This window comes from Ornithinimicrobium cavernae, from assembly GCF_003121625.1.
Classification (GTDB): domain Bacteria; phylum Actinomycetota; class Actinomycetes; order Actinomycetales; family Dermatophilaceae; genus Ornithinicoccus; species Ornithinicoccus cavernae.
Genome location: NZ_QDDJ01000004.1, coordinates 80,635 through 101,033 on the forward strand (window position 1 = coordinate 80,635; position 20,399 = coordinate 101,033).

Sequence of the window (20,399 nt, forward strand, 5' to 3'; positions counted from 1 at the left end):
TCACAGTGACTGGGCGCCGTCGACGACGAGCGTCGCGCCGCGGATGAAGTCGGCTGCCGGCGAGGCGAGGAAGCTGACGGCCCGGGCGATGTCGGTCGGCACGGCCAGGCGGCCCGCCGGGATGCCGGACCGGAAGCTGTCCAGATCACCCCGGATCTGGCGGTCTGCGGTCACGCCCAGCTCGGCCCACTGCCGCCGCTGGAGCTCGGTGTCGCACGACCCGGGGGCAACGGCATTGACCCGTATGCCGTCCGGGGCCAGTTCGAGGGCGAGGCACTCGACGAGCATCTTGGTCGCCGCCTTGGACACGCAGTAGGCGCCGAGGTCCAGCCGGGGCGCGTGCGCGCAGTTGGACGAGATCGCGATGAGGGACCCGCGCCCCCTCGCCCGCATCCCGGCGATGTGCGGAGTGAAGGTGTTCAGCACGCCGAGGGTGTTGACCTGGAAGTGACTCGTGAGGCGCTCGGCAGGGTCGGTCGCGAGGCGTCCGGACTGGCAGCGGCCGGCGTTGGCGACCACCACGTCGAGGGGCCCACCGAGCTGGTCCGCCACGTCCTGAGCCGCCTGGCCCATCGCCGTGGAGTCGGTGACATCACTGCGGACGTAGGCCACCAGAGAACGGTGCGCGGGCTGTGGTTGCTCGAGGTCGACGACGGCGACGGCGGCTCCCTCGCTGAGGAGCTGCTCGACGATGGCGGCGCCGATGCCGGCGCTTCCTCCGGTGACGAGGCACCGGCGCTGGTCAGGCTGCATGGTGGGTTCCCTTCCACGCCTGGACATAGGCGCTGTGAACGGCCGCGGCGAGCTCGCCCGGCTCGGCGGCATCACCCACCCGCACCTGCTCCTGGCCCACGGTCCCGAGCTCTCCGTCCGGCCTGGGGAGCCGGAGCCGGTGGAGGAAGGCCCGGTGCAGCCTCCGGCTCATCGCTCGCGCAGCCGGGCCGGGGAGGAGGGGAAGCAGGTGCTCGGCGATCCGGGTGGGAGCGGCGGCCCACGGCACGTAGGTGGCGCCGCGGGCGTCGACGACGACGTCCGCCCGCTCGACCCGCGCCGGGTCCTCCTCGCCCTCGGGGACGATGTCGACGCCCCGCTCGAGGCACTCCTGCCACAGTCCGGTGTAGTAGCGGACCATCCGGTCGCGGTCCGGCGCGTAGCCGTTGAACGTCGGCGCCGACGCCGCGAGCCACTCTCGGTGCCGTGCCACGACACACACCCGATGGCCGGCACGGGCCGACTCCACGGCATAGGTCAGGCCGGCCGGTCCCCCGCCGTAGACCACACGGTCCTGAGGCCGGGACGGTGCCGACGGGCGGTCAGCGGTGAGGACGTCGGGGTTCACCGCGCAGGCGAGGCGTCCACCGGAGCGCATCTCCCGCACGCAGTGGTTGCATGCCAGGCACTCGCGCACCCGCTGCCCCTGCTGCGTCTTCCGCACCCAGTGGGGGTCGGCGATCTGCCCGCGCCCGATGGCCACGAAGTCGGCCTGCCCGAGGGCCAGTGCCCGCTCAGCCACCTCGGGGGTGTTCAGCCGGCCGGCGGCGATGACCGGGACCGGGACGGCCTGCCGGACCGCGCCCGCCTCCGCCAGGAAGGTCCCGTCGGGGTATGGCATCGGCGGGATCATGATCTCGGGGTCGTCCGAGAGGTAGTGGCCGCCGGAGACGGAGATGGCGCTGACGCCGGTGGCCGCCACGTGGGAGAGCAGCTCCAGGGTGTCGGCCAGGCCGTGGCCCTCCCGGTAGTAGTCCTGTCCGTTGACCCGGTAGGTGACGGGGATACCGACCGCCTGGACCACGCGGCGGGCCAGCTCCGCGAGGTAGCGGTAGCGGGCCGCTGCGTCGGGCAGGACCGAGTTCTCGTCCTGGTGGCTCAGCTGTGTCAGGAGGTAGCCGTGGGCACCGTGCAGCTCGACCAGGTCGAAGCCTGCCTCCTCGGCGCGCTGCGCCGCACGGACGTGATCGACGATGAGCGTCTCGAGCGCCTCCTCGTCGCAGACCTCGGGGAAGTTGGTGTGCGCGCCGCCCTCGAACACCGAGACGGGTCCCGGGACCGCTGCGAGCGGGTTGCCTCCCAGCTCTGCCGGCAGGGCACGCGCCCCACCGTGCCCCAGCTGGATCCCGGCCCTCGCTCCGTGGGCCGTGATCGCCGCGGTGAGCGCCTGCAGGCCCGCGAGGTGGCGGTCCGAGGAGATCCCCAGCTCGTTGCGGCGGTGCCGACCGCGCACCTGCGGCGAGGCCATCTCGACGACGACCAGGCCGCACCCGCCCCGGGCCCGCTCGCGGTAGTAGCTGATGAGGTCCGGCGTCACCCTGCCCTCGGGGTCCGCGAGGCGCGTGGTCATGCTCGGCAGGACGACACGGTTGCGGATCTCGAGACTCCCGATGCGGCCGGGGGCGAAGAGGCGTGGGAAGGGCATCACGCGATTCCTGCCGCGGCACACGCCTGCGCGAGCCGGGCACGTTCTGCCGGGTCGACGTCGACGAGGGGAGCGCGGACGGACGTCGCCTCCGCCGGGATCCGCCCGATCTCGCCCAGGGCTGCCTTCATCCGGTTGTGCTGGTCCAGGAACGGGTCGGCGTAGCACGCCACCGCCAGGGGGTAGATGCGGTCCCAGACGGCCCGTGCGGCGGCCAGGTCCTCGCGCTGCACCGCGGCGAGCAGCTCCGCCTGCAGGTCGGCGACGACACTCCCGTGACCGCTGAGGATCCCGTCGCTGCCGACCACCAGGGAGGCCAGCAGGGACCGGCTGAAGCTGCTCAGGACGGACACGCCGGGGGCCTGCGCCTTGATGGCTCGCCAGGTGTCCTCGTACTCGACGATGTCGTAGGACCACTCCTTGACGGCCGCGATCTGCGGGATCGTCTCGCAGAGGTCGAGTGTCGTCTCGAGCGTGACCTCCAGGGGGCTGCCCAGGGGGTACTTGAAGATGATGAGCGGGACGTCGACGGCCTCAGCGATGGCCTCGTAATGAGCGCGCTGCGCCTCGGGGCGTCGCTGCGATCCACCGGCGAAGACGCCCGACGGAAACACCAGCAGGGCAGAGGCCCCCGCCGCCACCGAGCGGCGGGCGTCGGCGGCCGCCCGGGCACTGCCGTCGTCATAGACGCCGGCCACCACCGAGACGGAGTCGGGAACGACCAACACGACGTGCTCGACCAGGCGCTGGCGCTCTGTCTCGGTGAGGGTGGCGACCTCGGAGGCGTGGGCGACCGTCGTGATCCACTCCACCCCGGGCACCGCGGTCAGCCAGTCCAGGTGGGCGGTGAGGGCCTCCCACGCGATCTCCCCGCCCTGCGACATCGGCAGGACGTGAGCGGGGATGAGCCCGCGGACGGCTGGTGTGGATGCGGTCGCCATGTGTCTGTCCCTCGTTGGACGGGTGGTTGGGGAGCAGCGTAGGAACAGTGCAGGTTGTTTGACAATAAGCACCGCTGCAGGCCGATGTGCGATCTTGCACACTCCCCGCAAGCGGTGGTCTGACGTAGATTGTCAGACACAGATGCCGTGGCCTCGACCAAGGACGAGGCCCCGGCCCGAGGGCAGGGAGTTGGGAAGTGGGCAAGCAGACCGAGGTCAGTCAGCCTCTGGCAGGTCCGCGCGTGGCACCGGTGACCTCGGTCTCGCGGCGCGAGGGCGTGGTCTCCGAGCTGCGGCGCAGCATCGTGCTGGGCCACCTGAAGCCGGGCGAGCGGCTCACCGAGTCCGGGCTGAGCACAGCGCTGGGGGTGAGCCGGCCGACGGTCCGCGAGGCACTCAACCAGGTGTCCCAGGAGGGACTGCTGCTGCAGGAGCCCTACCGCGGACTGCGGGTGGCGGACCTCACGCCGACGGAGGTGCTGGACATGGCCCGCGTCCGGATGGCGCTCGACCTGCAGGCCACCACCGACATCCTCAGCGACACCTCCGGGCGGCGCGTGGCCCGGGTCATCGAGGCGTGGGCGCGCTGCGCTCCGGACCTCGCCTCGCCGGACCCACTGGTGCAGCACGACGCCCACCTCGAGCTGCACCGCAGCATCTGGGCGGCCGCCGAGAACTCCTTCCTGATCCGCCTGTGGCCCGCGATCCAGGCGCACATGACGATCGCGCTGGCCCGCGACCAGGCCGCCCAGCAGGACCGGCACCGGAACGTCGCCGGTCACCAGGCGATCATCGAGGCGTTCCGCAGCCGGGACATCGAGGCCGTGCGCCGGGCCCTCGAGATCCACACGCTGGTGAGCGCCCGCGAGCTCGCGGACATCATGAGCCGGTCGAACGCGGGCGACAGCACCGAGGGGGCACAGGCATGAGGGTCCTCGTGGTCGGGGCAGGGGTCGTCGGGCTGTCCAGCGCCTACCGCCTGGCGCGGGCCGGGTGCGAGGTGACGGTGCTTGACGCCCACCGGGCCGGTGCCGCCGCGAGCCACGGGAACGCCGCCAAGATCGCCGTGTCGGAGAGCGGGCCGGTACCGGCCCCCGGGGTCCTGCTCCAGGGCCTCCGTTGGCTGCTCAAGCGCGACAGCCCGCTCGCGCTGCGCCCCTCGCTCTCCCCCGGCTTTGCCGCGTTCCTGCTGAGGATGGCCCGGCACTGCAACGAGCCGGACTTCCGTCGCGGCCTCGAGGTGCTGCTGACCCTCGCCGCGGATGCCAATGACCTCTTCGACGACTACACCGCCGACGGCATGCGCTTCGAGATGCACAGCGCCGGCGTGATCCTGGCGTTCGAGACGCGCGACCGGTTCGACGAGCACTGTCAGGCCCTGGACATCTATGAGGGCTTCGGGCACACGGCCGAGGTGCTGCACGGCGACGCGGTCCGGGAGCGCGAGCCGGTCCTGAGCGAGCGCATCCGGCACGGCCTCCGCTTCCCCGGGGACCGCCAGATCGAGCCCGACTCCCTCACCGAGGGTCTCCTGCAGCGCATTGCCGAGCTGGGTGGGACGGTGCTCGAGGACACGGCCGTCGAGACGATCGAGCGCGCGCCGACGGGTGAGGTCACGGGCGTGGTCACCGCCGACGGCGAGCGGCTCCGGGGTGACGCCCTGCTCCTGGCGGCAGGGGTGTGGGCGAGGCAGCTGTCCGGTCAGCTCGGCAGCCCGCTGCCGATCTACCCGGGCAAGGGCTACAGCCTGGACTACCGCCCGGCCCCGGTCCCCCTGCGCCACTCGCTCACCCTGGAGGACGCGCGCGTCGCGGTGACGCCGCTGGACGGCATGATCCGACTCGCCGGGACGATGGAGCTGGGTGGGTCCGGCGACACGATCGCGGGGCCGCGGGTCGCCGGGATCAGGCGTGCCGCACGGGAGTCCTTCGTCGGCTGGGACGACCCACCGGGAGAGGGCACCCCCTGGGCGGGGATGCGACCGCTGACCCCGGACGGGCTGCCCGTCATCGGCCGGGTGGACGGCTGCCCCAACGCCTACGTCGCCTCAGGCCACGGCATGCTCGGTCTCACCCTGGCACCGGCCACCGCAGAGGTCATCACGGCGATGGTGACCGGACAGGCTCCCGGCGTGAGCGACGCGGTGGTCGAGGCGGTCTCACCCGCGCGCTTTGCCCGCCGGAAGGCTTCAGGGAGGGACACCACTCGCTAGCCCGCCGGAAGGCTTCAGGGAGGGACCACCGCTCACTAGCCCGCCGTGGGGCCGCTCACCAGCCGCGCCGCGGGGCGCCCACCCTCAAGACCGGCAAGCCGGGCCCCGAGGCGATGCCGGACCTCGACGGAGCGCCGGCCCCGCGGCATACCGGCAGGTCTGACCCCCGGTCAGGAACCGTCCGCGGCCGGGACCCACGCCGGTGAGCGCTTCTCCCGGAAGGCGGTCAGCCCCTCGCGGGCCTCGTCCGCCTGCCGGCCGTCGCTGTGCTCCTGCACCAGGTCAGTGAACTGGTCGTCGTCGATCGAGGACCAGGACAGCCCACGCGCCAGACGCTTGGTGGTGGCGACACCACCGGGCCCGGAGGACAGGATCGCGTCGACGATCTCGGCACCGCGCGCAGGCACGTCCTCGCGGGCCACGACCTCGTGGACCAGGCCGATCCGGCGGGCCTCGGCCGCGTCGAACCGCTCGCCGGTGAGGGCATACCGACGCACCTGGCGCGGCCCGATCGCGTCCGCGAGCTGGGGCAGGATCACCGAGGCGTGCAGGCCCCACTTGACCTCGGCGATCGAGAACACCGAGTCCTCCCCGCACACCACGACGTCCGCGGCGGCGAGGATGCCCGTGCCACCCCCGAAGCACGCGCCCTGCACGAGGGCGACCACCGGCACGTCGAGCTCGGTGAGGCGGCGCACGGCGCTGCCGGTGAGCTCGGAGCCCTCGAAGTTCTCCTGCGGGTTGCCCTGCTGCACCGCGGTGAGCCACCGCAGGTCCGCGCCGGCCTGGAAGTGCCTGCCCTCCCCGCGCACGACGACGCACCGCACCGGCTGCTCGGTGTCCTGTGAGGCGAGCGCCGCGTCGATGGCGGCGTGCACCCCGCGGAGCATGGCCTCGTCATAGGCGTTGTTGACCTCCGGTCGGTTGAGCGTGACCGTGGCCACGCCCCGACCATCCACCTCGACCAGCACCTCGTCAGCCACTGTCATCTCCTTGTCGTCGGCGTCGAGGGGCACTCTAGGGCGTGCCCGGACCGCGCCCGCGGGTGGCCCTGATCCGGGCGCGTGTGGACAACCTCTTCCGCTCTTCGAACAGGTGTGCTATTGTTGTCCCGTCGGCACACGCAACGGGGTGCGTTCGCCCGGGGAGGAGGGGTCATGGAGGCCACGGACATCGCCGAGTTCACGGCGCTGCTCGCGACGGCTGACCTGGACCAGCTCCAACAGACCTCCCCCGCGGCCCTGTGCGAGGTCATCACCGCTCTCGAGCTGGCCAAGAACGCCGCCTGCGCCGCGCAAGCACGGGCGACCGTGGTCGCCGCCTCCGCCCTGCGCGAGCAGGCCATCGCCGACGGCGCGGCCCCCGAGCGGGCGGACAAGGGCATCCGTCAGCAGATCGGCCTGGCACGTCGGGAGTCGACGTATGCCGGTGGCCGGCACCTCGGATTCGCCCGGGCGGTGGTCCACGAGATGCCGCACACCCACGCCGCGATGACGGAGGGCTGGATCGGCGAGTGGACCGCGATGGAGCTGGTGCGGGAGACCGCCTGCCTGGCCCGCGAGCACCGTGAGGTCGTCGACGCCCGGCTGTCCGAGCGGCTGCCGGTCGACTCGCACAAGAAGCTCGTGGCCGCGGCCCGGGCGATGGCCTACGAGCTGGACCCCTACTCCTTCGTCAACCAGGGCCGCAAGGCCGCCACGCACCGACGCGTCAGTGTCCGGCCCGCACCCGAGGTCATGTCCATCGTCACCGGCTTCCTGCCCGTTGCCCAGGGCGTGGCCTGCTACAAGGCGCTGGACGACGCGGCCCGGTCCCTCAGGGCCGCCGGCGACGAACGCACCCTGGACCAGCTGCGGGCCGACCTGTTCGCCGAGCGGCTCACCGGCAAGAAGCCCGCTGACGACGTGGACATCGAGCTCGGTCTGGTGATGACCGACACCGCGCTCCTGGGGCTGGACGAGACCGCGGCGCGCCTGGAGCACTTCGGGCCACTGCCGGCGCCGATGGCGCGGGACCTGCTCCGCGGCAGGCGCGACGGCACCACCGAGGAGCCCGAGGACCCCACCGACGCCGGAGCCCTCAGGAGAGCCGCGACCGAGGCCGTGGTCTGGTTGCGCCGGCTGTATGCCGATCCCGTCACCGGAGTGCTGACCAGCCAGGACTCCCGCCGCCGCCTCTTCACCGGCGCGCTGCGCCGCTTCCTCGTCGCGCGCGACCAGGTCTGCCGGACACCCTGGTGCGACGCTCCGGTCCGGCACGCCGACCACATCCTCCCTTTCGCCCGCGGCGGCACGACCACCGAGGACAACGGGCAGGGCACGTGCGAGGCCTGCAACTACGACAAGGAGGCGCCGGGCTGGCGCCACGAGACCGTCGAGTCCGGCGAGGGCGCCCACGTCGTGCGGGTCACCACACCGACCGGCCACACCTATGAGTCGCACGCGCCACCGGTCCTGCCCACGCTGGGACTCACGCTCGCCCGACCACCGGCGCGACAGCCACGAGCCCCCAGTCAGCGGGTGCCGAGGGACACGCCCCACTCGTCCGGCGCGGCCCCGCGAGGGCCGAGGCCGAGCGGTGACAGCCCGCTCGAGCACTTCCTCAGCAGCCTCATCCCCGCCTGACGTCAGTCGCGAGAGCTCCTGCTCGCGCGTCCGTCGATGAGGTCCTCCTGCTCACGCGTCAGTCGGCGAAGGCCTGCTGCAGACGCTCGGCTGCGAACGCCTGCGCCTCCCGGGCCGCTGAGAGCCGCCGTCCGAAGAGCATGAAGGTGTGGAACATCCCCTCGCACCGCCGCACGTCCGCGGGCACCCCGGCCTCCCGCAACCGCACGGCGTACGCCTCGCCCTCGTCGCGCAGGACATCACACTCGGCGGTGATGATGGTCGCTGGCGGCAGCCCGGTCAGGTCGGCACACCGGAACGGCGAGACCTCGGGGTCGGCGTTGTCCACCGCGGGCGGCAGATACTGCTGCCAGTACCACTCCATGTCCCTGCGCGTGAGTGGCATGCCGGCGGAGAAGTCCGCGTAGCTCGGCCACTCCGCAGGTCGCGTGTCCAGCGCCGGGACCAGGAGCAGCTGGTGCACGAGTCGCGGGTGCCCCCGCAGCTGCTGAGCGGCAACGGCGACCAGGTTGCCGCCAGCACTGTCGCCGGCCACCGCAACCGGCAGGCCGCCCAGCCCCAGCTCGGCCTCGTCATCGAGCACCAGGCGGACGACGTCAACAACATCGTGGACAGCCGCCGGGAACCGGCGCTCCGGCGGCTGGCGGTAGTCCACGGCGACCACAGCGCACCCGACCAGGTCCGCGAGGTCGCGACACAGGACATCGTGGGTCTCCAGGTTCCCCAGCGCCCAGCCACCCCCGTGCGCGAACACCAGCACCCCCCGAGGATCTGGCGCGGGACGGTAGACCCTCACCGGGATGGGCCCGGCACGGCCGGCGACCTCGGCATCCCGAACGGACCACAGCCGCGCCCCCGGACCGAACGCCTGGCTGGACCTCAGCAGGGCCTGCCTGTTCTCCTCGACGCTCAGCTCGGGTCGCTCAGCTCGCGGCGGCGCCTCAGCCAGAAGCTGGGTGGCTTCCAGGCTGAGCGTCGGTTGTGCGTCCGCCATCGCCATCTCCTCGTGGTGTCGCCCGTCCCCGTCACGCCATCATGGCGCAGGGACCTGCCAGGATCACCCCCTACCCGCTCGCCCGTACGCTGGTCACGTGCCCGAGGACTTCGTCATCGCCCGCAACCCGGAGGAGGGCACGACGCTGCCCTACCTGTTGCGGATCCCGCTCGGGCCGGACGGCATCGTCCTGAAGGCCAAGGAGATGTGGCCGCGCACCGGCAAGGTCTACTGCCACCGGGCCGTCGGGTGGCCGCTTGAGCCGGAGGTCCTCGAGCAGACGCCGGTGCGGTCCTGCGTGCGCCGCGGCGCGAGCATCGACCTGGTGCTGGACCGCGGGCGGGAGAACCGGTCGCAGTTCGTGCTCACCCGGATCCGCGGCGGGCGGGAGGCGATCTTCTGGCAGACCTCGCGCACCGCCAAGCAGGCCCGACCCGCCGTGGCGCTGCCGACCGCGCGCGGTTCGGGGGTGTCCCAGCTGGAGATCGTGGTGGACAGCCACGAGCGCTACGCGTGGAAGTTCGAGCACCAGCAGGCGACCACGACCCGCCGGGCGCTCCACGCGGGCGACTACGGCGTCGTCGCCGGCGACCGCCTGCTCGCCTCCGTCGAGCGCAAGTCGCTGCAGGATCTCGTCGGCACGCTGACCAGCGGCAGGATGCGCTATGTGCTGGCAGACCTGGCCGCGCTGCCCGCGGCCGCGGTCGTGGTCGAGGACCGCTACTCCTCTGTCTTCAAGCTCGACCGGGTCCGGCCCGCCGTGGTGGCCGACGCCCTCGGTGAGTGCCAGGCGCGCTTCCCGTCGGTGCCGATCGTCTTCTGCGAGACCCGGGCGCTGGCGCAGGAGTGGACCTACCGCTTCCTCGCCGCCGCGCTCGTCCACCACGACGAGAGCACCCATGTGGACACCGAGGCCTCGGCCCTGCCCTCCGCGGCCCAACCCTCCCCCGCCCAGGTGCGGGAGTGGGCTCTCACCCAGGGGTATGCCGTGTCGCACCGTGGGCGCATCCCTCGCCAGGTCGTGGAGGCCTTTGCCCGGCGGAACCAGTGAACGACACCGGTGCCGGGAGGGCTCGATGACCCCATCGCACCGCGGCCTGATCGCGTCAGTGCTGGCGGCCCTGCTCGTCCTGACCGCGTGCTCGGGCGACCAGGACGACCCGCCCGGCAGCACCTCCGGCCAGCCACCAGGGACCGCGAGCGCGACAGCCACACCGCCACCGCCACCCGGCACGGCGGCCCCGGGTGAGCCGACCGCACCGGTCAGCGGAACCCCGAGCCAGACGGACCCGCAGACCCCCACCGGCCCGCAGACGCCGACCGACCCGCCGACCTCCGCGCCCGAGCACGCCTTCGGCGACTACGGCGTCGCCGCAGGCCATCCCCTGGCGGTCGAGGCCGGCATGGTCGTGCTGGAGGACGGTGGCAACGCGGTCGACGCCGCGATCGCGACCGCGTTCTCGATGGCCGTGATCGAGCCGCTGACGTCGGGTCCCGGAGGCGGGGGTGCCGCGCTCGTCGTGCCCATGCCCGGCAGCACCGCGCCCGGGTCGCCGGAGGCGCCGGTGGCCTACGACTACCGCGAGGTCGTGCAGGCCTCCGGCAGGGTGCCGGACAACGGGACCGGGATCCCGGGTTTCGTCGCGGGGATGGCACACCTGCACGCCGAGCACGGTCAGCTGCCCTGGGAGCAGCTCCTCGCCCCGGCGATCCGGCAGGCACGGGAGGGCGTGCCGGTCTCCTGGTTCGTCGCCCAGGAGCTGCGCACGGACGCGGGTCGTGCCGCGACCGGATCGCTGCCGCAGTTCACGACGGACGACGGCACCCCGCTGGCCGAGGGCGACCTGCTCGTCCAGCCCGACCTCGCCCGGACCCTCGAGGCGATCGCCGAGGAGCCGCGCAGCTTCTCCGAGGGCGACCTGGCCGGGCAGCTCACCGCGATCGACGGCATCGACGCCGAGGGCCTGGCGGCCTACGAGGTCGACGTCCGCCAGCCACCTCGCGGCCCCGTCGGGGACTACGAGGTGCTCGCCGCCGCACCGGCGCTGTCCGGGGCCGCGCTGATCCAGCTGCTCCAGGTCGCCGAGGCCGCGGGGCTCACCGACACCGAGCCCGGGTCGGCCGCCTCCATCGACACGCTCGCCGACGCCTGGCAGGTCGCCGACGACTCCATCGAGACCGTCCTCGGGGGCCCGCGCTTCACCGACGTCCCCACCGACGAGCTGACCGACCCGCGTGCCAACGCCGCCCTCGCCCGGTCCCGGGCCGTGGGTCTTGCCGGACCGGTGCACGGCCCCGGGCCCCACGGCATACCGGCAGGCCGTCCCGCCCCGGGCAACACCACGCACCTCAGCGTGGTCGACGCCGACGGGCTCACCGTGGCGATGACCAACACGATCACCTACTTCTGGGGCTCCGGGCAGGTGGTCGGCGGGTTCTTCGTCAACAACCACCTCATCCGGTTCGCCAGCACCGGGCGCACCGACGCCAACCAGCCCGAGGCGGGGCGGCGGCCGGTGAGCTACATGGCCCCGGCGGTCGTGCTGGACGACCGGCAGCGGCCGGTGCTGGTCGTCGGCTCGCCGGGCGGCAAGCGGATCCCGAACATCCAGGCCGGCGTCATCGCGCGCTGGGCGCTGCACGGGCAGGACCTGCAGGCGGCCGTCGACGCCCCCCGCGCCCATCTCGAGGGTGACCTGCTGCGCGTCGAGGACCTCCCGGCCACCACCGTCGAGGACCTGACCAGTCAGGGGTATGCCGTCACACCGGTTCCGTTGTCCTGGAGCCTTTTCGGCTCGGTCCAGGCCCTGGAGCTCGACCACCGGTCCGGCCGGCTGGTGGGCGCGGTGGACGACCGGCGCACCGGTGCGTGGGCGCGTCGTTCGGCGGACGGCGGAGGCTAGCGCCGGCCGGGCCCACGGCTGCGGGGAATGCCGGGCTGGGCCTGCCGTCCTCAGCCCAGGACGACCGTCACCTCGATCTCGATGAGGAGACCGGGCACGGCCAGACCGGTGATCCCCACGATGGTCTGGGCCGGGTGCTCCTGCGACCCCTGGACCTCCTCGATGCCGGAGGTGATGGTCGCGAACTCCTGGGGCTGCGTGGTGTAGATCGTCCGCCGCACGACCTGGTCCCAGGAGGCGTCGATCGCCTGCAGCACGACCTCCAGGTTGCGCATCGCGGCGACGGTCTGGGCCCGCAGGTCCTCACCGCCGATCACCGAGAAGTCCGGTGCGAGGGCGGTCTGGCCCGCGACATAGGCGACCCGGCTGCCCTCGGCGATCGCGACGTGGCTGAAGCCGGGTGTCGGGTGCAGGTCCGGCGGACTCAGCAGCTCACGAGCTGGCTTGTCGGACATGGGGGCTCCGTTCGGTCGGTGCCGGTGACGGTGCGTCGCGGCTGTCCCAGCATCCTGTCAGCAGGCCGGCCTCACGACGAGGGACCGGACGCCTCCCGTCGCTCCCGCATCAGCCGGGCGACCCTGCCCGCCACCCGGTCCAGGTCGGCACGCTCCTCAGCGGACAGCGTGGCCAGCAGCGCATCCTCCCCGCGGTGGATCCCGGCCCGGACCTGCCGCATCAGTGCCGTGCCGGCCGCCGTCGGCTGCAGGGCGTTGGACCTGCGGTCGGCGCCGCGCTCACGCACCAGCAGGCCACGCTCCTCGAGGGTGTCAAGGTCCGCGACGATCCGGTTGCGGCTGTAGTCCAGCAGGCTCGCCGCCTCGGCCTGGTTGATCCCGGGGCGGGCTTCGACGACCGAGAGCACGGCGTACTGCCACATGTTGAGGCCGTGCTCCGCCGCGGCAGCGTCCTCGGTGCGCCGCAGCTCCTTGGTGAAGGCGAGCAGCTGTCCCAGCAGGTCACGACGGTCGGTCACGGTCGCCCAACCTAGCCTGATGCGCCACCTATTGCAATCATCACTACTTAGTGATTATCTTTTTCTCATGATCACCACCACAGATCTCCTCTCGCTGCACGCAGAGTCGATCCACACGGCAACCACCTACGTGAGCTGGATCAAGGAGGAGGACCTGCCGCGCGCCACACCGTGCCGGGGCTGGGACCTCGCCACGTTGCTGGGGCACATGGTCGGGCAGAACCGTGGCTTCGCCCTGGCAGTCCGGGACGGCACGGCACCCAGGACCGCCTACCGGTCGGAACGGTTCACCCACGGACGCTGGCTCGACTCCGCCTACGGGCTCCTGCAGGCCTTCGCCCAGGCGGACCCGCACGCCACCATCCTGGAGGTGGAGCTGCACCCCACGAAGCAGCTCCCCCTCTCCCAGGTCATCGGCGCGCAGCTGCTCGACACCGCGGTGCACACCTGGGACGTCGCCCGCACCCTCGACCTCAGCTACGTCCCCACGCGCGAGATCGCCGACGCCGTGCTGCGGGTCGCCGAGACCGTGCCGGACAACGCGTCGCGCCGCCGCTTCGGGGCGGCCTTCGCCCCGGCCCTTCCGGAGCCGCCCGCCTCCTCCGCGTGGGAGCGGGCGCTCACCATGCTCGGCCGCGACCCGCAGTCCTGACCCGGCGCACCTGTCCCCCGCCGACCGGCACCCAGGCCCTCAGTGGTGCGGGTCCGACGCCTCGACCTGCACTCCGGTCGTCGCCACACCGGGCCGCAGCACCCGCCAGGTCCTCCCCCACGACCGCACCTCGGCGACGACCGCCTCGGCCACCGCGGCACGCGCGAGCACGAGCACTGCAGGCCCGGCACCGGAGACCATTGCGGCGTGCCCCAGCGAGCGCAGCTCGTCCACCACGCCCATCGACTCCGGATAGACCCCGCGACGCTGCTCCTGGTGCAACCAGTCCTGCGTGGCGTCCAGCAGGAGGGTCGGGTCCGCGGTCATGGCGTGGGTCAGCAGCGCGGCCCGCGCCGCCTGCTGGACCGCGTCCGCCCGCGGCACGACGGCGGGCAGGACACCGCGCGCGGTGCTGGTCGACAGCCGCGTGCTCTGCGGCAGCAGGACGAGCGGCTCGATCCCCTCGTGGACGGTGAGCCGCGCCGTGCGGACGGTCGTCGGCGAGGGCATCCACGACACGGTCATCCCGCCGTAGACGCTCGCCGAGGAGTTGTCCGGGTGCCCCTCGGCCACACCGGCGTGCGTGTTGACCAGGACGAGGTCCGCCTCGGTCAGCGACCCGCCTCTAGCCAACGCGAACCCCAGGGCCAGCCCGCCCACGAGCGCCGCCGCCGAGGACCCGAGGCCGGCGGACATGGGGATCGCGTTGCGGCACTGCAGGTGCAGCCCGAGCCCCTCCTCAGCCAGCTCCTCGGTCCAGCCCAGACCACACGCCTCGAGCGCCGTGCGCAGGGCCCGGGCCACCAGGTGCGTCTCGTCGACCGGCAGCTCCTCGACCCCCTCGCCGAGCGGCTCGACGACGAGCCCGGGCCCAGAGGTGACGTGCACGGCATACTCGTCGCGCAGACCCAGCCCGAGGCCGACCGCATCGAAACCCGGCCCCAGGTTGGCCGAGCTCGCCGGGACACTGACGGCGACCCGGTCCCCCGCCCGCAGCATCAGTCCTGCAGGCCCAGCGCGCGGGCCGCGGACACGGCGTCGACCGGCACGCGGGTCGGCTCCGTCTCTGCGCCGTCGAGGCCGCGCAGCGCCCACTGCGGGTCCTTCAGCCCGTGCCCCGTGACGGTGCACACGATGGTGGCGCCGGCCGGGACCAGGCCCGCGTCCGCCATCTTCAGCAGGCCGGCGACCGAGGCGGCCGAGGCCGGCTCGACGAAGACGCCCTCACGGGCGGACAGCAGCCGGTGGGCGATGAGGATCTCCTCGTCGCTGACCTTGTCGATCGTGCCGCCGGACTCGTCGCGCGCGGCCTCGGCCTGCTGCCACGAGGCGGGGTTGCCGATGCGGATCGCCGTGGCGATGGTCTCCGGCTGGTCGACCGGGTGGCCGAGCACGATCGGCGCGGCGCCGGCGGCCTGGAAGCCCCACATCGCGGGCCGGTGCGTGGCCGGGCCGTCGTCGGCGTACTCGCCGTAGCCCTTCCAGTAGGCCGTGATGTTGCCGGCGTTGCCGACCGGCAGGCAGTGGATGTCGGGGGCGTCCCCGAGGGCGTCGACGACCTCGAACGCGGCGGTCTTCTGCCCCTCGATGCGCGCCGGGTTGACCGAGTTGACCAGCTCGACCGGATACGCCTCGGCCAGCTTGCGCGCCAGCGTCAGGCAGTCGTCGAAGTTGCCGTCCACCTGCAGCAGCGTGGCGCCGTGCGCGATGGCCTGGCTCAGCTTGCCCATGGCGATCTTGCCCTCGGGCACGAGCACGCCGCACGTCATCCCGGCCTTGGTGGCGTAGGCCGCGGCCGACGCGCTCGTGTTGCCGGTGCTCGCGCAGATCACGGCCTTGGCGCCGCGGCCGGCGGCCTCCGAGATGGCCGCCGTCATGCCCCGGTCCTTGAACGAGCCGGTGGGGTTGAGCCCCTCGTACTTCAGGTGGACCTGCGCCCCGACCCGCTCGGACAGGTGCTCGGCCGGGATGAGCGGCGTGCCGCCCTCGCGCAGGGTGACCACGGTGCCGGTGATCGAGTCGGGCAACCGGTCGGCATACTCGGTGATCACGCCGCGCCACTGGTGAGCCATGGGAGAACCTTTCGGGTATGCCGGTGGGCCGGGTTGGTCGAGGACCCGCACGTGAGACTACTAAGGCTCGGGGCCGCCTGTGACCACGTCCCCGATCCGGTTGTGCGCAGACCGCGATCGGGAGAGGCTGGAGACCCGACGCAGGAGGCAGACCATGTGGCGTTCCCTTATCCGTCTCGCACCCCTGGCGTTCGCCGGCTACCAGTGGTGGCGGCGCCGCCAGCAGAAGAAGGCGGCCCAGCACCCGCAGGCCTCCCCCCGGCCGAACGCCCCGGGGGACCGGCGGCCCTCACCCCAGCAGCACGCACCCGGGGACCGCCTGCCCTGACCCTGTCGGACCGGCCTGCCCGGTGACCGGGTGGGTGCCGCGGGCGAGTGCACGTGGCCGGCCCCTGTGGTAGCGAGGGGAGATGACCTCCGAGACCGCTGACGCCCCACTGACCGCCCTGGCTCTCACCTGCTCGCTCAAGCCCTCGCCTGCGGAGTCCAGCACCGACCTGCTGGCGCAGCAGCTGCTCGACAAGCTGGCCGAGCACGGTGTCACCGGCGACCTCGTCCGCGTGGTGGACCACGACGTCCGCCCCGGCGTCGAGGCCGACATGGGTGAGGGGGACGCCTGGCCGGCCCTGCGCGAGCGGATGCTCGCCGCCGACATCCTGGTTCTCGCCACGCCGACCTGGCTGGGCAACATGTCCAGCGTCGCGCAGCGGGTCCTGGAGCGCCTCGACGCGGAGCTCTCGTTCAGCAACGACAAGGGGCAGCCGCTGACCTTCGGCAAGGTCGCTGCCGTGTGTGTCGTCGGCAACGAGGACGGCGCCCACGCCATCACCGCCTCGGCGTTCCAGGGCCTGAACGACATGGGCTTCACCATCCCCGCCCAGGGCGTGACCTACTGGAACGGCGAGGCCATGCACGGCACCGACTACAAGGACCTGGACGAGACGCCCGAGGTCACCGCCACGACCACGGCCACGGTGGCGGCCAACGCCGCCCACCTGGCCCGGGTGCTGCGCTCGGCGGCCTATCCACCGGCCTGAGCCGGGGTGGGTCGGCGGCCCTTCCCCTGCCTGGGCCGGGATGGCGTCACCCGAAGGCTCCGCTGGCGGCCTGGGCGATGAGGACGATGAACACCGCGAGGACGCCGAGCAGCCCACCCGTGAGGGCCTTCCACGGGTTCGTGGCCGTGCCGCGGTCGGCCCGGACGAAGCCGATGCTGCCCAGCACGACCGCGAGCGCCGCCACCGGCAGCGCCAGGTAGTCACCGATGATGGGCACCACCGCGCACAGGACCGCGAGCACGCCGGCCGTGAGCGCCGCGTCGCCGGCCCCGTTGCGGGGGTAGCGGACCGGGCGGTCTCGTGGCGGCACGGTGACCCCTCTCGCGGGCGGGAGCTGGTGCGCAGGACCGCCTCATGCTCTCACCGCCGCGGCCGCTCAGCAGAGCCACCACGCCCCCAGGCCCGCCGTGGCCCCGGATGCCAGGACCACGCCGAGCACGCACCACGCGGCGAGGTGGCGCACGTCGGCGGCGGGCGTCGGCCGCACGTGCGCCGAGAGCGCCGCGGCCAGTGTGGCCGCGAGTCCACCCAGGGCGCTCACCGTGGCAGCCACGGGCGCGAAGGTCGCGCTGGTCACCTCACACCCCCACCCGGCGGGCAGCGGCGTGGCGAGCGGTGCGGACCCCTGCGCCCCGACGTCCTCACCCATCACGACCAGGAGCGCTGTGACGACGAGGACTCCCGTCAGGCCCACCGTGGTCGCGAAGGTCGCCGCGTCGACCCGGCGCCGGCTCTGCCAGAGCCGGATGCGCGCCTCCGTCTCCGCGTCGTCGCCGGTGTCGGGGAGCCGTTCCTCGGCGGGCGAGCCGTGCTCGGTCTGACGCAGCCACCACGGCACCACGGCGGCGACGAGCACCGCGGAGGCCACGAGGGTCATCCACGAGCCCTGCAGCAGGGAGCGGCTCGCCCCGAGCACCGCGAGCGTGAGGATCAGGCCGGTGAGCACGGCGCGCAGCGTGGTCGGCCACCAGGCCGCCCCGTCGGCACCCGTCGGGCGACGGTGCTCCGGTCGGACCGTGCCGACCAGGGCGAGCGCCGCGAGGGCGGCGAGCCAGCTGGCAGTCGTCGCGACCGCCGCTGTGGGGAACGGGCTGACCAGCAGGGAGCCGGTGACCACCACGGCAACGAGCGCCGCCACGGGGCCGGTGGGCGCCGCCCGGACTCCGGTGGGCACCGGGCTGCCGCTGCCGTTCGAGCTGGTGCCGTTCGAGCTGGTGCCGTTCGAGCTGGTGCCGTTGCTGCCGGTGCCGTTGCTGCCGGTGCCGGTGCCGTGGGAGCCGGCGCGCCTGGCGCCCGGCCGTGCGCCGAGAAGCTTCATGTCTCCACGACACCACCGTCGCCTGTCCCTCACGGCGCTGGTGACGCGGTCTTTGGCTGCCTTGACGCGATCTTGACACCACCGGAGCGAGGCCGTGTCAAGATCGCGTCAAGGTCCGTCAGCGCCGCATCATGACGGCACCCCAGGCCTCAGTGGAGGGTTGTCCTGGGAGGCGTGACACAACCCACGACCCGCGGCTGGCACCCGGCCCGCCTGGTCACCCTGGGCTACGGCGGCGCCGTGGCCACCGGCACGGGACTGCTCCTGCTGCCGGTCTCGCGCAGCGAGGGCTCCGACCCGGACCTCCTGGTCGCCGCCTTCACGACTGTCTCGGCCGTCTGCGTGACCGGGCTGATCACCGTCGACACCGCGACCTACTGGAGCCCCTTCGGACAGGCCGTCATCCTGACGCTCATCCACATCGGGGGGCTCGGTGTCATGGCGCTGGCCACGATGCTGACCATCGTGGTCCGCGGTCACCTGGGCCTGCGGACCCGGCTGGTCGCGCAGGCGGAGACGCACACCACCGCGGTCGGCGACGTCCGGCGGGTGCTGACGCAGATGGTCGTCGTGCTGCTGGCCGTCGAGGCCGTGGTGACCTGCGTCCTGGCGGCCAGGTTCCACCAGTACGGGAACGGCTGGGGCAGCTCCTGGTGGCTGGGCTTCTTCCACGCCGGGTCGGCGTTCAACAACGCCGGGTTCTCCCTGTTCACCGACAACCTGGTCGGGTTCGCCACCGACCCGGTGGTGATCCTCTCGGTCTGCGTCGCCGTCGTGCTCGGCGGGCTCGGCTTCCCCGTGCTGCGCGAGCTGGCCACGAGGTGGCGCCGACGCACCACCAACGCCCGCCCCCGGCAGCTGTCGCTGCACACGACGATGACCCTGTGGGGCACCGCCGTCCTGCTCGTGCTCGGCGCCGTCCTGTTCTGGGCGTTCGAGGGGCGCAGCGGGGTGCTGGCGTCCTCGTCCGTGGGCGGCCAGGCGCTCGGCGCGGTCGCCGGCTCGGTGTTCCCCCGCACCGTCGGCTTCAACAGCGTCGACTACGGCGCCGTCGGCGACGAGACCAAGCTCGTGACGACGCTGCTGATGTTCGTCGGCGGTGGCAGCGCCGGCACCGCGGGCGGCATCAAGATCACGACCCTGCTGGTCCTGGTGTTCGCCGTGGTGGCGGAGGTCCGCGGCCGCTCCGACGTCACGGTCGGCTCGCGTCAGCTCCCCGCAGTCGTCCTGCGCCAGGCCCTGGCCGTCAGTGCCCTGGCCGCCGCGCTCGTCCTGGGCAGCACCCTGCTGCTCACCGCCCTGACCGGACTCCCGGTCGTCGACGTGTCGTTCGAGGTGGTCTCCGCCTTCGCCACCGTCGGCCTGTCCACCGGCATCACCGCCGGACTGCCCGCGACCGCACAGATCGTCCTGATGATCCTGATGTTCGTCGGTCGTGTCGGCACGATCACCGTCGCCGCGGCCCTGGCCGTGCGCACCACCCAACCCAAGTACCACTACCCCGAGGAGCGTCCCGTTGTTGGCTAGGAAGCACACCACCAAACCCGTCGTCCTGATCGTCGGTCTGGGTCGGTTCGGCTCTGCCGTCGCCGAGTCCCTGGTCAACCAGGGCATCGAGGTGATGGCCGTCGACGAGGACCTGGAGCACGTCCAACGGTTCGCCAGCGACTTCACTCACACCGTCCAGGCGGACGGGACCGACGGGGTCGCGATGCGCCAGCTGGGCGTCGAGCAGTTCGACCGTGCCGTCGTCGCGATCGGCAGTGACATCGAGGCCAGCGTGCTCACCACGATCACCCTGGTCGAGGCCGGCGTGCGCGAGATCTGGGCCAAGGCCATCACCCGCAAGCACGGCAAGATCCTGAGCAGCATCGGTGCCCACCACGTCATCTACCCCGAGTTCACGATGGGTCAGCGGGTCGCCCACATGGTCAGCGGCGGCATGAACGACTACATCGAGTTCGAGGACGGCTTCGCCATCGCCCGCACCTTCGCCCCGCCTGAGACGTGGGGACGCACCCTGGCCGAGGCCGGTGTCCGCTCGCGGCACCGGATCACGGTCGTGGGCGTCAAGCGGGCCGGGACCGACTTCGACTACGCGCTCCCGGAGACGCAGGTCGAGCAGGGTGACGAGATGGTCGTCTCCGGCACGACAGCCGACGTCGAGCGGTTCAGCGGGCTCAGCACGATCGAGGCCCCACGCGCACGACGCGCGGGGTGAAACGGCTCCCCCGGC

21 protein-coding genes are annotated in these 20,399 nt (G+C 72.8%); 10 read left to right on the top strand and 11 right to left on the bottom strand.

Going from position 1 to position 20,399, the window contains the following annotated elements; all coding sequences use genetic code 11:
• Genes DA085_RS05265 through DA085_RS05275 form a run of 3 tightly spaced genes read right to left on the bottom strand, consistent with a single transcriptional unit; the run spans window position 1 to window position 3,357 of the window.
• On the bottom strand, window positions 1–753 hold the full coding sequence (locus DA085_RS05265) for an SDR family NAD(P)-dependent oxidoreductase (protein WP_161958416.1): 753 nt from the start codon (window positions 751–753) through the stop codon (window positions 1–3).
• The gene (locus DA085_RS05270; protein WP_109471909.1) at window positions 743–2,416 is read right to left on the bottom strand and encodes an NADH:flavin oxidoreductase; all 1,674 of its coding nucleotides are present in this window, start codon (window positions 2,414–2,416) and stop codon (window positions 743–745) included. Before DA085_RS05270 ends, DA085_RS05265 begins: the two co-directional genes overlap by 11 nt.
• Window positions 2,416–3,357, bottom strand: a complete 942-nt coding sequence (locus DA085_RS05275) for a dihydrodipicolinate synthase family protein (protein ID WP_109471910.1) — start codon at window positions 3,355–3,357, stop codon at window positions 2,416–2,418. Before DA085_RS05275 ends, DA085_RS05270 begins: the two co-directional genes overlap by 1 nt.
• 197 nt (window positions 3,358–3,554) lie before the next feature.
• On the opposite strand from DA085_RS05275, the gene DA085_RS05280 reads away from it, so the two are divergent.
• A complete protein-coding gene (locus DA085_RS05280) occupies window positions 3,555–4,286 on the top strand; it encodes a GntR family transcriptional regulator (protein WP_109471911.1) in 732 nt (243 codons plus the stop codon).
• Entirely contained in the window at window positions 4,283–5,569 is a 1,287-nt protein-coding gene (locus tag DA085_RS05285; protein ID WP_109471912.1) for an NAD(P)/FAD-dependent oxidoreductase, read from the top strand. The genes DA085_RS05280 and DA085_RS05285 overlap by 4 nt, the downstream gene beginning before the upstream one ends.
• 170 nt (window positions 5,570–5,739) lie before the next feature.
• Here the strand turns inward: DA085_RS05285 and DA085_RS05290 are convergent, their stop codons facing one another.
• Window positions 5,740–6,552 (bottom strand): enoyl-CoA hydratase-related protein, encoded by an 813-nt coding sequence (locus tag DA085_RS05290; protein WP_202619113.1) that lies wholly within the window; start codon window positions 6,550–6,552, stop codon window positions 5,740–5,742.
• A 174-nt stretch (window positions 6,553–6,726) separates the two neighbouring features.
• Between DA085_RS05290 and DA085_RS05295 the strand changes: the two genes are divergently transcribed.
• Window positions 6,727–8,193, top strand: coding sequence for an HNH endonuclease (locus DA085_RS05295; protein ID WP_109471913.1), 1,467 nt, complete (start codon window positions 6,727–6,729; stop codon window positions 8,191–8,193).
• A 58-nt stretch (window positions 8,194–8,251) separates the two neighbouring features.
• Here the strand turns inward: DA085_RS05295 and DA085_RS05300 are convergent, their stop codons facing one another.
• Window positions 8,252–9,187, bottom strand: a complete 936-nt coding sequence (locus tag DA085_RS05300) for an alpha/beta hydrolase (protein ID WP_161958417.1) — start codon at window positions 9,185–9,187, stop codon at window positions 8,252–8,254.
• Window positions 9,188–9,284: 97 nt separating this feature from the next.
• Here DA085_RS05300 and DA085_RS05305 point away from each other — a divergent pair, with 97 nt between their 5' ends.
• Both DA085_RS05305 and DA085_RS05310 read left to right on the top strand, forming a co-directional pair.
• Window positions 9,285–10,238, top strand: a complete 954-nt coding sequence (locus tag DA085_RS05305; protein WP_109471915.1) for an ERCC4 domain-containing protein — start codon at window positions 9,285–9,287, stop codon at window positions 10,236–10,238.
• Between the two features lie 25 nt (window positions 10,239–10,263).
• Window positions 10,264–12,090, top strand: a complete 1,827-nt coding sequence (locus DA085_RS05310) for a gamma-glutamyltransferase family protein (RefSeq protein WP_161958418.1) — start codon at window positions 10,264–10,266, stop codon at window positions 12,088–12,090.
• Window positions 12,091–12,140: 50 nt separating this feature from the next.
• Here the strand turns inward: DA085_RS05310 and DA085_RS05315 are convergent, their stop codons facing one another.
• Window positions 12,141–12,545, bottom strand: coding sequence for a RidA family protein (locus tag DA085_RS05315; protein ID WP_109471917.1), 405 nt, complete (start codon window positions 12,543–12,545; stop codon window positions 12,141–12,143).
• 71 nt (window positions 12,546–12,616) lie between these two features.
• Window positions 12,617–13,063, bottom strand: a complete 447-nt coding sequence (locus DA085_RS05320) for a MarR family winged helix-turn-helix transcriptional regulator (protein WP_161958419.1) — start codon at window positions 13,061–13,063, stop codon at window positions 12,617–12,619.
• A 67-nt stretch (window positions 13,064–13,130) separates the two neighbouring features.
• On the opposite strand from DA085_RS05320, the gene DA085_RS05325 reads away from it, so the two are divergent.
• Window positions 13,131–13,715 (top strand): TIGR03086 family metal-binding protein, encoded by a 585-nt coding sequence (locus tag DA085_RS05325; RefSeq protein ID WP_161958420.1) that lies wholly within the window; start codon window positions 13,131–13,133, stop codon window positions 13,713–13,715.
• A 39-nt stretch (window positions 13,716–13,754) separates the two neighbouring features.
• Here the strand turns inward: DA085_RS05325 and DA085_RS05330 are convergent, their stop codons facing one another.
• Both DA085_RS05330 and thrC read right to left on the bottom strand, forming a co-directional pair.
• Window positions 13,755–14,714 (bottom strand): homoserine kinase, encoded by a 960-nt coding sequence (locus DA085_RS05330; RefSeq protein WP_237565329.1) that lies wholly within the window; start codon window positions 14,712–14,714, stop codon window positions 13,755–13,757.
• Window positions 14,714–15,787: a threonine synthase gene (gene thrC, locus DA085_RS05335; protein ID WP_109471920.1), complete on the bottom strand. Its 1,074-nt coding sequence runs from the start codon at window positions 15,785–15,787 to the stop codon at window positions 14,714–14,716. The genes DA085_RS05330 and thrC overlap by 1 nt, the downstream gene beginning before the upstream one ends.
• A gap of 154 nt (window positions 15,788–15,941) precedes the next feature.
• On the opposite strand from thrC, the gene DA085_RS05340 reads away from it, so the two are divergent.
• Entirely contained in the window at window positions 15,942–16,115 is a 174-nt protein-coding gene (locus tag DA085_RS05340) for a hypothetical protein (RefSeq protein WP_154402106.1), read from the top strand.
• 82 nt (window positions 16,116–16,197) lie between these two features.
• Window positions 16,198–16,824, top strand: coding sequence for a flavodoxin family protein (locus tag DA085_RS05345; RefSeq protein WP_109471922.1), 627 nt, complete (start codon window positions 16,198–16,200; stop codon window positions 16,822–16,824).
• A gap of 46 nt (window positions 16,825–16,870) precedes the next feature.
• Here the strand turns inward: DA085_RS05345 and DA085_RS05350 are convergent, their stop codons facing one another.
• The gene (locus tag DA085_RS05350) at window positions 16,871–17,155 is read right to left on the bottom strand and encodes a hypothetical protein (protein ID WP_109471923.1); all 285 of its coding nucleotides are present in this window, start codon (window positions 17,153–17,155) and stop codon (window positions 16,871–16,873) included.
• Window positions 17,156–17,221: 66 nt separating this feature from the next.
• Window positions 17,222–18,163, bottom strand: coding sequence for a hypothetical protein (locus tag DA085_RS20875; RefSeq protein ID WP_154402107.1), 942 nt, complete (start codon window positions 18,161–18,163; stop codon window positions 17,222–17,224).
• A 174-nt stretch (window positions 18,164–18,337) separates the two neighbouring features.
• On the opposite strand from DA085_RS20875, the gene DA085_RS05360 reads away from it, so the two are divergent.
• Together DA085_RS05360 and DA085_RS05365 are read left to right on the top strand one after the other, a co-directional pair.
• Window positions 18,338–19,690: a TrkH family potassium uptake protein gene (locus DA085_RS05360; RefSeq protein WP_109471924.1), complete on the top strand. Its 1,353-nt coding sequence runs from the start codon at window positions 18,338–18,340 to the stop codon at window positions 19,688–19,690.
• A complete protein-coding gene (locus DA085_RS05365; protein WP_109471925.1) occupies window positions 19,683–20,384 on the top strand; it encodes a potassium channel family protein in 702 nt (233 codons plus the stop codon). The genes DA085_RS05360 and DA085_RS05365 overlap by 8 nt, the downstream gene beginning before the upstream one ends.
• Window positions 20,385–20,399 lie beyond the last annotated feature (15 nt).

What these genes read in the sequence shown, in the direction of transcription:
- DA085_RS05265 (WP_161958416.1), bottom strand. Translation starts at nt 753, where the DNA reads ATGCAGCCTGACCAGCGCCGGTGCCTCGTCACCGGAGGAAGCGCCGGC.
- DA085_RS05270 (WP_109471909.1), bottom strand. Translation starts at nt 2,416, where the DNA reads ATGCCCTTCCCACGCCTCTTCGCCCCCGGCCGCATCGGGAGTCTCGAG.
- DA085_RS05275 (WP_109471910.1), bottom strand. Translation starts at nt 3,357, where the DNA reads ATGGCGACCGCATCCACACCAGCCGTCCGCGGGCTCATCCCCGCTCAC.
- DA085_RS05285 (WP_109471912.1), top strand. Translation starts at nt 4,283, where the DNA reads ATGAGGGTCCTCGTGGTCGGGGCAGGGGTCGTCGGGCTGTCCAGCGCC.
- DA085_RS05295 (WP_109471913.1), top strand. Translation starts at nt 6,727, where the DNA reads ATGGAGGCCACGGACATCGCCGAGTTCACGGCGCTGCTCGCGACGGCT.
- DA085_RS05300 (WP_161958417.1), bottom strand. Translation starts at nt 9,187, where the DNA reads ATGGCGGACGCACAACCGACGCTCAGCCTGGAAGCCACCCAGCTTCTG.
- DA085_RS05310 (WP_161958418.1), top strand. Translation starts at nt 10,264, where the DNA reads ATGACCCCATCGCACCGCGGCCTGATCGCGTCAGTGCTGGCGGCCCTG.
- DA085_RS05315 (WP_109471917.1), bottom strand. Translation starts at nt 12,545, where the DNA reads ATGTCCGACAAGCCAGCTCGTGAGCTGCTGAGTCCGCCGGACCTGCAC.
- DA085_RS05325 (WP_161958420.1), top strand. Translation starts at nt 13,131, where the DNA reads ATGATCACCACCACAGATCTCCTCTCGCTGCACGCAGAGTCGATCCAC.
- DA085_RS05330 (WP_237565329.1), bottom strand. Translation starts at nt 14,714, where the DNA reads ATGCTGCGGGCGGGGGACCGGGTCGCCGTCAGTGTCCCGGCGAGCTCG.
- thrC (WP_109471920.1), bottom strand. Translation starts at nt 15,787, where the DNA reads ATGGCTCACCAGTGGCGCGGCGTGATCACCGAGTATGCCGACCGGTTG.
- DA085_RS05340 (WP_154402106.1), top strand. Translation starts at nt 15,942, where the DNA reads ATGTGGCGTTCCCTTATCCGTCTCGCACCCCTGGCGTTCGCCGGCTAC.
- DA085_RS05345 (WP_109471922.1), top strand. Translation starts at nt 16,198, where the DNA reads ATGACCTCCGAGACCGCTGACGCCCCACTGACCGCCCTGGCTCTCACC.
- DA085_RS20875 (WP_154402107.1), bottom strand. Translation starts at nt 18,163, where the DNA reads ATGAAGCTTCTCGGCGCACGGCCGGGCGCCAGGCGCGCCGGCTCCCAC.